This window comes from Mesorhizobium sp. M0816 (genome assembly GCF_040320005.1).
Classification (GTDB): domain Bacteria; phylum Pseudomonadota; class Alphaproteobacteria; order Rhizobiales; family Rhizobiaceae; genus Mesorhizobium.
This window is the reverse complement of record NZ_JAMYOT010000021.1, coordinates 41,451-55,613: the sequence shown is the minus strand read 5'-3', so window position 1 is coordinate 55,613 and position 14,163 is coordinate 41,451. Positions and strand designations below refer to the sequence as shown.

Here is a 14,163-nt window from a genome sequence, read left to right as displayed (position 1 = left end):
CGCAACAGGCCAAAAAACATAAGGCATTCCGAACCGGGATATAGTAAAGGCCAATTCGCCCCGCAGAGGATCGCAATTCTTGCCGGCATTTCTGCCTTGTGTTCGAATTAGCCGTAGGCTTAGGCGCCCAGTAATGGGGTTGGTCTGGCCGGCAGCGGTTCGGGCGCCAGCTCTGATAATCTAAAGGAGGTCTCTCCATGTCCTTTCTAAACATGTCCTTTCTAAAATTTTTCCAGGCCAAAGAGCCGCCTCTTCCTCTTATCGTATCCTTTCCAAAATCGGGGCGCACGTGGCTGCGTGTCATGCTGGACGATCTCGGAGTTGAAGTTCAATACATTCACGACGGAACCGACCACAAGTTACTTCGACCGATATCGGGCCTCAAGGAGAATAAATCTCGATACAAGAAGAGAAGAACAATAATGCTTGTTCGCGATCCAAGAGATACGGTGGTCTCAGGGTACTTTCAGGTTCAGAAGCGCCACATGCTTCCAGCGGGATCGTTCAGCGATTTTATCAGAAGCGACAATCATGGGATTGAAAAGATCATCAGATTTAATCTGCATTGGTTCGCGGCCATGCCCCGGATGCGCGAAATCCGGTATCTTCAATATGAAGATATGCATCGGGATACGGCTGGTGTCCTTCGCGCGATCCTTGGATTCCTGAACCAGCAGGCTGACGATCGGACGCTTGTCGAGGTGGCGAACAACCGAACGTTCGACAAGATGAAAGTGAGTGAATCGACCGGTGATCTGTCCGATCGATACGGCAAGATATTACAGCCGCGCGATGCGAATGATCCCGAAAGCTTCAAGGTGCGCAAGGGCAAGATAGGCGGTTACGGGGAATATCTTTCCGAGGACGACGTGGCCTATTGTGACGAGCAGTTGGCTAAGTTCGAATATTGGGAGAAGCTGGACAAGGTTTTTAGCACGAACGGCTTGTGCTACGCTCGCGTCGATAACCGCGCCCGGGTCGCCTTGGGTTAGGGAGCATTGCCGACATGGTGATGCGGACCGGATTCATTTGCGGCTGCGGCCATAGCGGGACGACGTTGATTGCGACGATCCTTGCGTCGCATCCCGACGTCTACCTGCCGCTCCAGGAAACCAACATTTTCTTCAAGTGGACGCCACTGGCCATGTTCCGCTTCTGGAAACTGAAGCGGGCGGCGCTCGATGCTGGAAAGAACCTGCTGCTTGAAAAGACACCGCGGCATATCCGCCGTGTCGCCCGCATTCGCCGGCTCGTGCCCGGTGCGCGTTTCGTCATGCCGGTGCGAGATGGGCGCGACGTCGTAGCGTCCCTGATCAAACGACTTGGCGACCCAACGGAGGCTCTCGACCGCTGGATCAACGACAATGCGCTGGTTCTTGCGGAACGGGGAAAGCCGGATGTGCTGATCTATCGCTATGAGGACCTGGTCGAGAATCCGGCCAAAGTCGTCGAGCAGATATGCGGCTTTCTCGATGTAACCTTCAGCCCGGATCTCCTCGACTATCACAAGAACCCGCAGCAGTGGTTCAAGCCGACCGACGCCAGCGGCGAGACGCCGCATGCGGTGCTCCGGAACCAACAGGTCAATCAGCCGATCTATGACGGGAGCGGAAGATGGCGCTCCGAACTTGGAAACGCCGAGCTACAGGACCTGGTCCAAGGACGAGGTGCCCAGCTTATGAAAGCATTCGGTTATGCATGATGTCGGTTCGGCATCTGCTTGAAATGCCGTCTACCAATCAATTTTGTCGATCAAACCCGTTTTGAACAGGCTGTGAGCTCCTTCGTACAGCATTGACTGTTCGCTCATCGCGCTGAGAGCGGCTTTACCGCTCGATACCTCATGATACTGGCGATATTTGGAAGCGCCGTTCCAATACTGACCTTCCGCCACCGCGACCTGCGCCTTGTCGTTGAAATCGGCGAAGAACTTGAAATGAAGCAGGCCAGCCAATCCCTTTATATAGTTTCGCCAGTAGGGCAGCGGTGAGTGAATCGACGTAAAAATCGTCTGGCGATCAACATATATCAGAGGAAACTTGGTCAACTTGTGCTGCCTGGCGAAAAGCCGGGTTCTCGGGCCGCCTGTGATCTTGAGATGCCGGGGGCTCCTCGTCACCTCATAGCCGCTGCCGTCGAAATGGTCCGCAACTTGCCATGGCGGCACGATGGGATCGAAGGGTACGTCCCAGATGTTTCCGCTCGGATACATGTCGATCATCGGCGCCAGCAGGCGTGTCATTCCGCGCCGCTTGAGCCAGTCGGCCATCGCACCGAGCGGATGCTGATCCATACCGTCATAGACAAGATATTCGTCCGCATCCACGGTCAGATACCAGCGAGGCTGACCATAGATCTGCACAATCCGCTGACGCCAAAGGTTTCCCAGGTCCGACTGCGAATAGGTGATCGGCGAGCTGAATAGATCGACATCTGGCTGCTCGGCCAGAAGCTCAGCTGTTCCGTCTGTCGAGCGGTCATCGAGGACGGCGAATCTGGTGACGCCGAGTTCGCGATAGTGCTTCAGGAACGGGCGTAGCCTGTCCGCCTCGTTGCGGATGACGAGGATCAAAGGCAGGTCATTCGCTTTAAGGGGCGTTATCGGCCGCAGCGATGACACTTCTGCCCGTCTTCCGAAGGTGTGTCTCAGCCGATATATGGCGGTGTCGGTAATCGTCCGGCGGACAATGGCGGGCCAGGTTGCTTTGCTCAAGCCATCGATTCCCCTCATGGCGGTCACCGCCCGGCTGGAGCTGGCGCTGATCCGCTGTTTGCAGTTAATTTCTACATGCAGCACCGTTAGGCAAATCGCAAGCAGTTGCGGACAATGGACACAGGCCTGTTCTGAGTTCCGGCGGGTGAGCTTTCCAAGTGTTGCCGATGCGAGCTGGCCTCTATAGACATCGTCAGATGGCAACAAGGCCGGAGCCCAGACCCCATGTACGCCGGCATTCGTGGCGCCGAAATTCAATTCGACAGGCCGCTCCTGTTCGTGCGCCAGCGTTATGCGCCTTTCGGTGGCGGCGAGATCATGTTGGAAAACATCATGGCCGCATTCGCCGCGCGTCAGCGGCGGGTGGCCGTGCTGTCCGGCGACTGGCCGCGTTATGAAGGCATCGAGTTCATCCATTGTGCCGGCCGCCGGTTTCCGCGTTCGCTGCGGGCGACGTCCTTTGCCCAAGCTGCCTGCCGCAAGATCGCCGAGATGCCGCCGGCGCTGGTGCAGAGCAACGATCGCCTCCCGTGCTGCGATGTCTTCCGGGCCGGGGAGGGCGTTCATGCCGCCTATCTTGCCGAGCGGCGGCGTTTCGAGACGCGGCTTGGCAGGGCGGCAATGGCGCTGAGCCCCTTTCACCGCCAGACGCTGCGCCTTGAACGTGCAACCTACGCCAGCCCGAGGCTCAAAGCTGTCATTGCCATTTCGAAGATGGTGGCAGAGGACATTGTCCGTCACTACGATTATCCGGCGGAAAATGTGCACCATATTCCCAACGGGGTGGATCTCGACCGCTTCAACCCGCAGCTGCGCCAGCAGCATCGGGCGACAATCCGCGCGCGGCTCGACGTCGACGAAAACAGGCCGGTCGTCCTGTTTGTCGGCTCGGGCTTTGCGCGAAAAGGACTTCTTGCACTGATGAAGGCGGTCGCTAGGCTCGATGGCGAGCCTGAATTGTGGGTCATCGGCCATGATTCGCGCGCCAACGCCTTCAGGCAGGCCGGTGACAGGCTCGGTCTCGGCGCACGGCTCAAGATGCTGGGGCCGCAGAAAGACATGCTGCCGTGGTACGGCGCGGCCGATATTGCCGTGCTGCCTTCCATCTATGATCCTTTCGGCACAGTGGTCATCGAAGCGATGGCCAGCGGCTTGCCCGCCGTGGTAAGCACCGGCTGTGGAGCGCGCGAGCTTGTCGAGCGGTTCGAGCCGACGCTCGTTTGCGATGCGGCCAGCGAAAGCGACCTCGCTGCAGCGCTCGCGCACGCGCTGCAGTTGTCGTCACGACCTGAGACCGCAGCCCGGGTGAGAGCGGCGGCCGAACACTATGATTTCAATGTCATGATCAAGCGAATGATGGCGCTGTATGAAGGCCTTGATCTGAAATGATTTTCGACTTTGTTGAATTAGGTTAGTACCCTCAGTGTGCTAACGGGCCGGGAGCCGATGCTGCAGATGCATTCGAATGACAGTGGCAGCTTTGATGCCGGAGCATTCTGACCGTGCCGGCGCTCTCGGTCATTATCATCACCCGCAACGAGGAGGCATCCATCGCGCAATGCCTTCGGTCGGTCCATTTTGCCGATGAGATCGTCGTTCTCGACAACAACAGCAGCGACAGAACCAGGGAGATTGCCGGTGCTCTGGGAGCAAAGGTTCTGATGACCGTTGATTGGCCCGGTTTTGGTGCGCAAAAAAACCGTGCGCTGGCCGCGGCAACGGGGGATTGGATCCTCTCGCTGGATGCCGATGAGTGGGTGGAGGCGCCGCTCGGCGCGGAAATAAGGGCCGCAATCGCCGACCCAAAAGCCAATGACGGCTTCGAAATACCGAGAAGATCGCGCTTTTGCGGGCACATTGTCCGCCATAGCGGCTGGTCGCCCGATCTGGTGCTCAGGCTCTTCCGTCGCCGCTCCGGGCGGTTCAGCGACGACACCGTGCACGAGAAGGTATTGGTGAACGGGAAGGTCAGCCGATTGTCTCAGCCGATCGAGCACGATTCCATTACCGACTTGGCAGATGCCCACGACAAGATCGGCCGGTACGCAGAAGCGTCCGCCGCGCAACTGCTTGCCGAGGGCAAAAAAAGCTCGATAGGCAAGGCGGTTTTGCGCTCGGTCTGGGCCTATGTGCGCAGCTATATTTTCCGGCTGGGATTTCTGGACGGTTCCATTGGTGCGATGGTGGCCGCGTATTCGGCCAGCTACACCTATCAGAAATGGGCCCGTGTCGCATTGGGAATGCGAGGCCCGGTCCGCCCAAAAAAGCAACGCTGAGGCCAGGACAAATCTGTGAGAAACCGGCTTGGTTGACCGCAATTGTTGCCGAGCCATCGCCAACTAGTTAGTGTACGACCGTAAAAATCGAAAGCCAGGGTAGTGAATATGACTGATGCGTTTAGGGTATTTATCGGATGGGACAGCCGTGAGCCGATCGCGTACGACGTCGCGCGACACTCGCTGCTCAAACATGCGTCGGCGCCTGTCTCCGTCATTCCGATCAAACAGGACGAGATGCGTGCCCGCGGGCTATATTGGCGGGAAAAAGATCCGCTCGCCTCAACGGAGTTCACCTACACGCGCTTCCTCACGCCCTTTCTCGCCGACTACACGGGTTGGGCCCTGTTTTGCGATTGCGATTTCCTGTGGCTTGGTGATGTCGCAGGCCTGCTGAAATATACGGACTCGGACAAGGCGGTCTATTGCGTCCAGCATGACTATACGCCGAAGGCCACAACCAAGATGGATGGTGTGGTCCAGACGTCCTATCCTCGGAAAAACTGGTCGTCGCTGATGCTGTTCAATTGCGCCCATCCTTCGGTCAGATCGCTCACGCCAGAGGTCGTGAATCAGGAAAGTGGCGCCTATCTTCACCGAATGCAGTGGGTTGCCGACAAAGATTTGGGCTCATTGCCGGTAGAGTGGAATTGGCTCGAAGGTTGGAATGAAAAGCCTGCGGTCGGCACACCTAAGGCGGTCCACTATACCAGCGGCGGCCCGTGGTTTGCCGAATGGCAGAATGTCGACTACGCCGATTTGTGGATAGCAGAACGCGACGAGTTCCTGGCTTCCGATCAAGCGGAATCTTCTCAGAGCGCCGTTCGATAAGAACATCGTGTTTGGCAGGTGACCTGGGCGCTTCCGAAAGTGGCATTGATTTTCGTGTCGCCAAGGGCGCAGCAACCAGCCGTCAGGCGCTGGGCGTCGACAACAATGCGTGTTGCCGCCTGGGGGCGGGACCGGGGCAGATTGCGCCTACGAATCTGGCGGCTCCGGCCGGGTAAACATGCCGCGCTCAGATAAGGATCAGCTCGCGGCAATATGATCGGTTTTTGGGTCCGTCAGCTCTTTCATCGGCCTAGCCGGCACGCGAAAGTCGACCATGCCGTCACTGCGAAGACGCCTCGATCGTTTCCTGGAGAACCGCGGGCCTAAAATACCGCGGCTGCAGCTGAACCATGTCGAGCGCCTGGCGCTGGTCCGTCGCCATGGTGATTTTTCCCTTGCCTATTCGACCGCCGTGCAGAAGGGGCTTCACTACTTCGGCGATGCCCAGGGCTACATCGCTTACGGCAGCAAAACGCGACATCATTTCGCGCTCGGTGATCCAGTGGCTGCCCCGGCCGATTGGCGCGACTATATCAGACGTTTCATCGAGGTTGCCGGCAGCCCGTGGTTCGTGCAGATCGGCGACCAGACGGCGCGCGTGCTTGCCGGGCTTGGCTATCGGGTCAACCGCCTCGGCGTCGATACCAGGCTTGTCCTGCCCAGACACGACTTTTCCGGAAAGCGCAATGAGACAGTGCGCTATTCCGAACGCTGGCTCTTGAAGAAGGGTTTTTCCTTCGCAGAGGACAACGGGACTGTCTTCCTCGACGAGATTGCCAGGCTCTCCCAGAATTGGCGGGCCGATCGCATCGTCAAGCGCTGGGAGATGAAATTTCTCAACAGGCCCTTTGCCGATCACCTTGGCGTCGATATGCGCCGTTTCGTCCTGCACGGTCCGGATGGGGAGCTCGTGGCCTTGCTGGATTTCGATCCGCTGTTCAGCGACGGCAAGGTCATCGGCTACACCACCTCGTTCAAGCGCAAGCACATCGATGCCTCGGCGCATGCCGAGATCGGCCTGACCAAATTCGCGGTCGACCGCTTTCGCGATGAAGGTGTTTCCGTCGTCACCCTAGGCCTGTCGCCGCTTGTCGAAATCGGACCTAGCGGGTTTGCCGAAAGCGATTTCTGGCGGCACGCCTTCCAGCGTGCCTATGACTCCCCCTGGGTCAATCGCACCCGCTTCAATCTGCAGGGGCAGGCGGCCTTCAAGCGCCGGTTCCATGGTGTCGAAGAGCCGACCTATCTTGCCTTTCGCAATGGGACCTTTTTCGAAGCGCTCTCTCTGCTCCGGCTGATCAGGGCCGTCTAATGCCTAGTGGCTTAGCGCTCGTCGTCTCCTAGTATGGTCGACCTCACACCGGTCAGGCTTGGTTGTTTAGGTGGGAAAGGAATGCCGCGGCGGGAAGCAAAAGACCGGCTGCGAACCGCCGGCCCATTCCGCGGCGTCCCCCAGTCCCGCCGGGGCACTTTTGGCAGCCTGAGAACGGCTCCGCGTCAGCGCCAAGGGGTCGGATTCACGGTTGCTGCAGCGTACCGCCAGGAATAACGAGGGTACCCTGGCCTGGCCTTGAGTATCTGAAGCCTATGAAGAACAAAGCAACGATGATCAAACAAATGACGATGACCGCGACGACGCTGCCAGGATGGTGTCCGGTATCTGGCGGTTGGACCATTGCCTTCCCGTATGGCTATCGCCGCTGACCTTCTTCATCTTCCAACCGAGCATGACGACTGTCAATGGATACAGGAGTTGCGCCCGCCATCCAATCAGCCGACTGCAACGTCGATCACGTTGCGCGCTTGCTGATCGAAGCTGATGATGGACCTAACCACAGCTTGTTCCCAAGCACGCTTCCATCGCTGCGAAGCGTTGAAGGGCGGCGATCCACCGCGGCTTAGTCAGGCCGGAAACAGGAATGCAGCAGCGGGATCGAAAAAGACCTGCCGGCTGCAGGGCCACACATCCTGCGATTGCATGGCGGCGGAGGTCGGCCTGATGTCGACCTCCTGTCCAGCGGCGATGCGCGCGACGATCCGCCGGCGCTCGCCGTAAAATGCGATGTCGACGATCTCGACATTCAGTTCCGCGCTCGCCGGGCTCCGCTCCATGCTAAAGGCTTCGGGCCGGATCATCAGCCTGGTCTTCTGGCCTTTGCCGAACGTACCGTTGGCCCTGACTCCGGATATGACCGAACCGTCTGTCATGCGGATCGTTGTCGTGCCGTTGGTAGTGCCGAGATGTTCGGCGGCGAGGAAATTCGAATTGCCGATGAAGCCGGCGACGAAATCGGTCGCCGGCCTGAGATAGAGATCCTCGCCGGTGCCGGTCTGCTCGATGCGGCCATCCTTGAACAGGGCGATTCGGTCCGACAGATGCAGCGCCTCTTCCTGATCGTGGGTGACGTAGAGAATGGTGACGCCGGTCTGGCGATGGATGCGGCGGATTTCGCCCTGGATTTCCTCGCGCAGCTTCTTGTCGAGCGCCGACAATGGCTCGTCCATCAAAAGGATCGGAGGATCGTAGGCCAGCGCCCGGGCCAGCGCGACGCGCTGCTGCTGGCCGCCCGACAGCGCACCGGGTAAGCGTCCGGCAAAGCTTTCGAGCCGCACCAGGGCCAGCATGTCGGCGACCTTTTTCTTCACCTCGGCGTCCGGCCTGCGGCGAACCCGCAGCGGAAAAGCGACGTTTTCGGCCACCGTCAGATGCGGAAACAGCGTGTAGCGCTGGAAGACCATGCCGATGTTGCGCTTGTGCGAAGGCACTGCAAGCAGTGATTTTCCTTCCAGCAAGACATCGCCGGAAGTCGGGTCCTGAAAGCCGGCGATCGCGTAGAGCGTCGTCGATTTTCCCGAACCGGAGGGCCCGAGGAAGGTCAGGAACTCGCCCCTGGGAATGTCCAGCGTCACGTCGTGCACGGCGACGATCGCCCCGAACGCCTTGCGCAGATTGCGGATGGAGAGGAAAGGATGGGTCATGTCCGGAACTTTCGCTGCAGCAGCGCCGTCATCACCATCAGGGCAAGCGTCAGCCCGACTAGCAGGCTGGAGGCAGCGGCGATCACCGGACTGAGGTCCGACCGCAGACTGCCCCAGATCTTGACGGGCAAGGTTTGCAAGCTGGGGCTGGCCATGAAGATCGCCACCACGACTTCGTCCCACGAGGCGAGGAAGGAAAAGATCGCGGCGGAGAAGATGCCGATCCGGATCGACGGCAAGGTGATCCTGAGCCTGGCCTCGAGCGGGCTTGCCCCGCAGACGATTGCCGCGTCCTCGATCGACTTGTCGAACCCTTCGAGCGCGGTGGCGATCGGAATGATGGCGAAGGGCAGCGCCAGCACGGTGTGGGCGATGACGAAGCCGATGGTGGTGCCGCCGAGGCCAAGGCGAAGGAAGAAGGCGTAGATGGCGATGGCGAAGACAACGACGGGCAGAACCATCGGCGTCAGCAGCAGGCCGCGCAGGATCTCACGTCCGGCAAACCTTCCGCGAACCAGGGCAAAGGAGGCGAGCAGGCCGATCGCTACTGCCAGGATCGCCGTCATGGTGGCGATCCGAGCGCTGGTCAGCGCGGCGTCGAGCCAGGCCGGATCGGCAAAAAGCTCCTGGTACCATTTGAGCGTCCAGCCGGGCGGCGGAAAAGCCAGCCAGCGCGACGAGCCGAAGGAGAGCAGGACAATGAAGACCACCGGCAACAGAAGAAAGCCAGCGACCAGCGCGGTGAAGCCGAGCAGGGCAACCCGTAGTCCACCCATGCGGTCATAGTCGAGCAGCATCTCAGATGCCTCCGCTCGTGCGCCTGGCACCGACAAGGCGCAGCTGCAGTGCGTAGAGAACCATGGTGACGACAAGCAGGATGAAGGCAGCGGCGCTGCCGAGCCCCCAGTTGAGCAGCGACTGGACCATCTGTGCGATCATTTCGGCAAGCATCATGTTCGACGTGCCGCCGAGCAGTGCCGGCGTTACGAAGTAGCCGAGCGACATGACGAAGACCATCAGGCCGCCGGCGGCGACGCCGGGAAGCGACAGCGGCACGAGGATGCGGCGGAACGCCTGGAAAGGGCTTGCGCCGCACAGCGACGCCGCACGCAGCGTCATCGGATCGATCGCCCGTAACGTGCCGACTAGCGGCAGGATCATGAAGGGCAGCATGATGTAGACCATGCCGATAGTGACGCCGGTGAGATTGTTGATGAGCGGCAGCGGCTGGTCGATGACGCCGATGGTCATCAGCGTCCGGTTAATGACGCCGGTCCGCTGCAGGAGCACCATCCAGGCATAGGTGCGGGTGAGCAGGTTCGTCCACATCGACAGAATGATGATGCCGAAGATGATCGAGGCCAGTCCCGAAGGCATGATCGCCAGCATCCAGGCGACCGGAAAGGCGACAAGGACCGTGACGATGGTGACCAACGCCGCGACCAGGAATGTGTTGAAGAACACCCGCGCATAGGTGCCGTCACCAAGCAGGGCAGCATAGTTCTGCAAGCCTGGCTCGGGCTCCGTGACACTGCGCAAAAGCAGCGCCAGCACGGGGACGACGAAGAACAGCATAATCAGAATCAGGGCCGGCAGCAGGCCATTGAGACCTGCGGGCACCCGCACCGTTCCAAAGTTCCGGCGTGTTTCGACCGACATGACAGCGACCCGGCTACGGGACGAGACGGAGCGAACCGTCTCGTCCATTGCGGTTCAAGGGCGGGCTTATTTCGCCTGCCAGGCATACCAGCGCGCGGCGATGGTGTCGCGATTGGCGGCCCAGTAGTTCATGTCGAGATTGATCTGTCCGTCGACATGAGCGTCCGGCAGCGATTTCACGGCATCGGCCGGCATCTCTGCCTTGGCCTTGGTGTTGATCGGCGCATAACCGCTGGCTTCGGCAAATTTGGCCTGGCCGGCGGGGCTGCTCGCCGCGGCGACGAATTTCATCGCCGTATCCTTGTTCTTGGCACCCTTCGGTACCACCAGAACGTCGGCTGCGGTCAGGTTCTGGTTCCAGGAGACGCCGACATCGGCGCCATCCTTGTCCAGTGCGAAGACGCGGCCGTTCCACAGCTGGCCGAACGTTGCTTCGCCGGATGCGATCAATTGCTGCGACTCCGCCCCGCCGCCCCACCAGACGATGTCCGACTTGATGGTGTCGAGTTTCTTGAAGGCGCGATCGAGATCCAGCGGATAGAGCTTGTCCGCCGGAACACCATCGGCCAGCAGCGCGATCTCGATGACACCGGGCGCCGACCATTTGTAGAAGGTCCGCTTGCCCGGGAACTTCGTCAGGTCGAACATGTCGGCCCAGCCGGCCGGTTCACCCGAAACGGCGCCCTTGTTCCAGGCGAGCACGAAGGAATAGTAGAAACTGCCGACGGCGTGATCGGTGGTGAAGCGCGGATCGAGGTCGGCCTTCGGCACGGTCTTGAAGTCGATCGGCTCGAGCAGACCGTCCTTGGCCGCCTTGATGGCGAAATCCATCTCGACGTCGACGACGTCCCAGTTGACACTGCCGCTGTCGACCATCGCCTTCAGCTTGCCGTAGTCGGTCGGGCCGTCCTGCATGACCTTGATGCCGGATGCAGCGGTGAACGGCTCGGCCCAGGATTTGGTCTGCGCTTCCTGGGTCGTCCCGCCCCAGCTGGTGAACACCATGTCCTCGGCTTTTGCGGCCGTCGTTGCCAGAACTGTCGTTGCAATAAATCCGGCAAGGAAGCCGGTGATGATCAGTTTCATGTCGTTCTCCTCTGTTGTTTTCGTTGTTGTCTGTTCGCGATCGGTCGTTTTCGCCTTGATCGCGCATCTCCGGCCAGCGGCGGCTACCGCATGACAAAAGGATCGGGAATCGGGTCGTCGGAGGTGCGTATCCACACCGATTTCGAACGCGTGTAGTCGCGGATCGCATCGAGGCCGCCCTCGCGGCCGAGCCCGGATTGGCCGTAGCCGCCAAACGGAACCAGCGGCGAGACCGCCCGATAGGTGTTGATCCAGACCACGCCGGCATGGATGCCGCGCGCCATGCGGTGGGCTTTTGCCAGATTGGTGGTGAACACGCCGGACGCCAGGCCGAACTTCGTGTCGTTGGCGAGCGAAAGCGCTTCAGCTTCGCTGTCGAAGGCTAGCACACAGAGCACCGGGCCGAAGAGCTCTTCGCGCACGCAGGCAAGGGTCTGATCAGGCGCGTCGATAATCGTCGGCGCGTAATAGAAGCCGTCCGCCATGCCCGCGGGGCGGATGCCGCCGGTGACCAGTTGCCCGCCCGCGGCCAGGCTTTCAGCAATGATCTTCTCTATCCATTCGCGCTGGCGCGAGGTGGCGAGCGGTCCCATTTCGATCGCGGGATCCTGCGGATCGCCAATCCTGATCGCCTCGGCCTTGCGCTTGAGCCGGGCGAGGAATTCGTCCTTGACGGAGCGCTGGACCAGCAGCCGCGAGCCGGCGACGCAGCTCTGGCCGGTGGCAGCGAAGATGCCGGCAACGACCGCGTTGGCGGCGCTGTCCAGATCGGCATCGGCAAACACCACGACCGGGCTTTTGCCGCCGAGCTCGAGCGTCGTGAAGGCGAGGTTTTCCGCCGTATTCCTGACGATCTGCCGAGCGGTCGAGGGACCGCCGGTGAAGGCAACGCGGGCGACGAGTGGATGACTGGTCAGCCGGTGACCGCAATCGTGGCCGAAGCCGGTCAGGATGTTGACGGTCCCGGCGGGAAATCCCGCCTCATGGACGAGTTCGGCGAAGGCCAGCAACGGGGCAGGGCCGTCTTCCGATGCTTTCAGAACGATGGTGCAGCCGGCCGCCAGCGCCGGCCCGAGCTTGACGGCGGACAGGAAGAGCTGCGAATTCCACGGCACAATGGCGGCGACGACGCCAATTGGCTCCGGCCGGATGGTCACTTCCATGTCGGCCTTGTCGATGGGGAGAAACGAGCCCTCGTGCTTGTCGGCCAGCCCGCCATAATAGCGGTAATAGTCGCCGACATAGGCGATCTGGGCGCGGGTCTCGCGGATGATCTTGCCGGTATCGCGCGTCTCGAGTTCCGCCAGCCGGTCGGCATTGGCGACCACCAGATCGCCGAGCCGCACCAGAAGCTTGCCGCGTGCCGTTGCCGTCATTGCCGGCCAAGTGCCGGAGCCAAGCGCCCGGTGAGCAGCTTCGACGGCGCGGTCGACGTCATCAGACGATGCAGCGGGCATCTTCGCCCATGGCGCGCCCGTCGAGGGATCGATGCTGTCGAAGGTGGCCGCCACTTCGACGAAGCTGCCGTCAATATAGTTCCTGAATTGAGTGGTGCTCATCGCAATCCAGCTTTCGGCTCGGAAAAGGCCGGCATCACCCTGTCGATGAAGAGCTGCAGCGATTTCTTCTTGCGCCAATGGGAAAGGCCACTGTCGATCCAGATCGAATACTGATCGTAGCCGAGCGCTTCGTAGGCCTTCAGCCTGGCGATCACCTCGTCGGCTTCGCCAATGACCAGGTTCTGCTTGATCTTGTCAGGCGCATATTGCGGCATGGCCGCGATCTCGTCTTCGGTCAGCGCCTCCATTATGCCCTGGTGCACCGGCTTCTTGTTCTGGAACCAGGCGCCGAACTGGCAGTAGAACTGCGACAGATCCTGCGCGAGCCGGTCAGCCTCCGCGGCATCCTCGGCGACGAAAGTATGCATCAGCAGCATGATCTCCGGCCTTGGTACGTCGGGGTGGGCATTACACGCCGCGTTGAAACGCTCCATCAGGCTGGCCACTTCGCCATCGCCGGAGGCAAGCGGCGTCACCTGGACGTTGCATTTGCTGGAAACCGCAAAGTCGTGCGAGTTCGGATCGCGTGCGGCCACCCAGATCGGCGGATAAGGCTTTTGCAGCGGCTTGGGCGACGAGGTGGTTGAAGGAAACGACCAGAACTCGCCGGCGAGTTCGAAATCACCATCCCAAAGGCCCCGGATCGCCGGCACCATCTCGCGCATACGCTGGCCGGCACCCCAGGCCTCGAGGCCTGGGAAAAGTCGCTGGTATTCGTAAGCGTAGGCGCCGCGCGCAATGCCGATGTCGAGACGGCCGCCGGTGACGACGTCGGCCATCGCTGCTTCGCCGGCAAGCTTGATCGGGTGCCAGAACGGCGCGACGATGGTTCCTGTTCCGAGCCGGATGCGCCTGGTTTTGGCGGCGAGCCAGGCGATGTTGATGAACGGGTTCGGCGAGATGGTGAATTCCATCCCGTGATGCTCGCCGATCCAGGCAGTCTCGAATCCTGCCTCTTCGGCCTGGACAACCAGGTCCTCCAGCTCGCCGACAAGCTCGGAATGCGGCTTTGCTGGATCCGATCGCTCCATGTGCACGAAAAGCGAAAACTTCATCGGTT

The 14,163-nt window shown here is 60.4% G+C and carries 13 protein-coding genes; 6 read left to right on the top strand and 7 right to left on the bottom strand.

Features of this window, described 5'->3' with window-relative positions; translation table 11 throughout:
- The first annotated feature begins 197 nt into the window (after positions 1-197).
- Both NKI17_RS26665 and NKI17_RS26660 read left to right on the top strand, forming a co-directional pair.
- Entirely contained in the window at positions 198-992 is a 795-nt protein-coding gene (locus tag NKI17_RS26665) for a sulfotransferase domain-containing protein (protein ID WP_352568666.1), read from the top strand.
- A 14-nt stretch (positions 993-1,006) separates the two neighbouring features.
- Positions 1,007-1,702, top strand: a complete 696-nt coding sequence (locus tag NKI17_RS26660; protein ID WP_352568665.1) for a sulfotransferase family protein — start codon at positions 1,007-1,009, stop codon at positions 1,700-1,702.
- A 30-nt stretch (positions 1,703-1,732) separates the two neighbouring features.
- On the opposite strand, the gene NKI17_RS26655 is transcribed toward NKI17_RS26660, so the two are convergent.
- On the bottom strand, positions 1,733-3,130 hold the full coding sequence (locus NKI17_RS26655; protein WP_156937290.1) for a glycosyltransferase family 2 protein: 1,398 nt from the start codon (positions 3,128-3,130) through the stop codon (positions 1,733-1,735).
- On the opposite strand from NKI17_RS26655, the gene NKI17_RS26650 reads away from it, so the two are divergent.
- From NKI17_RS26650 to NKI17_RS26635, 4 genes are all read left to right on the top strand, one after another.
- Positions 3,047-4,102, top strand: coding sequence for a glycosyltransferase family 4 protein (locus NKI17_RS26650; protein ID WP_210164203.1), 1,056 nt, complete (start codon positions 3,047-3,049; stop codon positions 4,100-4,102). The two genes, NKI17_RS26655 and NKI17_RS26650, sit on opposite strands and share 84 nt — an antisense overlap.
- A 113-nt stretch (positions 4,103-4,215) precedes the next feature.
- Positions 4,216-4,989 carry a glycosyltransferase family 2 protein gene (locus NKI17_RS26645; protein ID WP_352907016.1) on the top strand — a complete coding sequence of 258 codons (774 nt, stop codon included), beginning with the start codon at positions 4,216-4,218 and terminating at the stop codon, positions 4,987-4,989.
- Positions 4,990-5,097: 108 nt separating this feature from the next.
- Complete coding sequence (locus NKI17_RS26640) at positions 5,098-5,820, top strand: glycosyltransferase (protein WP_352448862.1); 723 nt, start codon at positions 5,098-5,100, stop codon at positions 5,818-5,820.
- Between the two features lie 274 nt (positions 5,821-6,094).
- Positions 6,095-7,132 carry a phosphatidylglycerol lysyltransferase domain-containing protein gene (locus NKI17_RS26635; RefSeq protein ID WP_352907015.1) on the top strand — a complete coding sequence of 346 codons (1,038 nt, stop codon included), beginning with the start codon at positions 6,095-6,097 and terminating at the stop codon, positions 7,130-7,132.
- Between the two features lie 590 nt (positions 7,133-7,722).
- On the opposite strand, the gene NKI17_RS26630 is transcribed toward NKI17_RS26635, so the two are convergent.
- The 6 genes from NKI17_RS26630 to NKI17_RS26605 all read right to left on the bottom strand — a co-directional run bounded on the left by NKI17_RS26630 (position 7,723) and on the right by NKI17_RS26605 (position 14,158).
- Positions 7,723-8,799, bottom strand: coding sequence for an ABC transporter ATP-binding protein (locus NKI17_RS26630; protein WP_352575042.1), 1,077 nt, complete (start codon positions 8,797-8,799; stop codon positions 7,723-7,725).
- Entirely contained in the window at positions 8,796-9,596 is an 801-nt protein-coding gene (locus NKI17_RS26625) for an ABC transporter permease (RefSeq protein WP_352873415.1), read from the bottom strand. The genes NKI17_RS26630 and NKI17_RS26625 overlap by 4 nt, the downstream gene beginning before the upstream one ends.
- A 1-nt stretch (position 9,597) precedes the next feature.
- Positions 9,598-10,458, bottom strand: coding sequence for an ABC transporter permease (locus tag NKI17_RS26620; protein WP_352742805.1), 861 nt, complete (start codon positions 10,456-10,458; stop codon positions 9,598-9,600).
- Between the two features lie 66 nt (positions 10,459-10,524).
- Positions 10,525-11,544 carry an ABC transporter substrate-binding protein gene (locus NKI17_RS26615; RefSeq protein WP_352907014.1) on the bottom strand — a complete coding sequence of 340 codons (1,020 nt, stop codon included), beginning with the start codon at positions 11,542-11,544 and terminating at the stop codon, positions 10,525-10,527.
- An 83-nt stretch (positions 11,545-11,627) separates the two neighbouring features.
- On the bottom strand, positions 11,628-13,103 hold the full coding sequence (locus NKI17_RS26610) for an aldehyde dehydrogenase (RefSeq protein WP_352907013.1): 1,476 nt from the start codon (positions 13,101-13,103) through the stop codon (positions 11,628-11,630).
- Positions 13,100-14,158: an LLM class flavin-dependent oxidoreductase gene (locus NKI17_RS26605; RefSeq protein WP_352907012.1), complete on the bottom strand. Its 1,059-nt coding sequence runs from the start codon at positions 14,156-14,158 to the stop codon at positions 13,100-13,102. Before NKI17_RS26605 ends, NKI17_RS26610 begins: the two co-directional genes overlap by 4 nt.
- Positions 14,159-14,163: the final 5 nt, after the last annotated feature.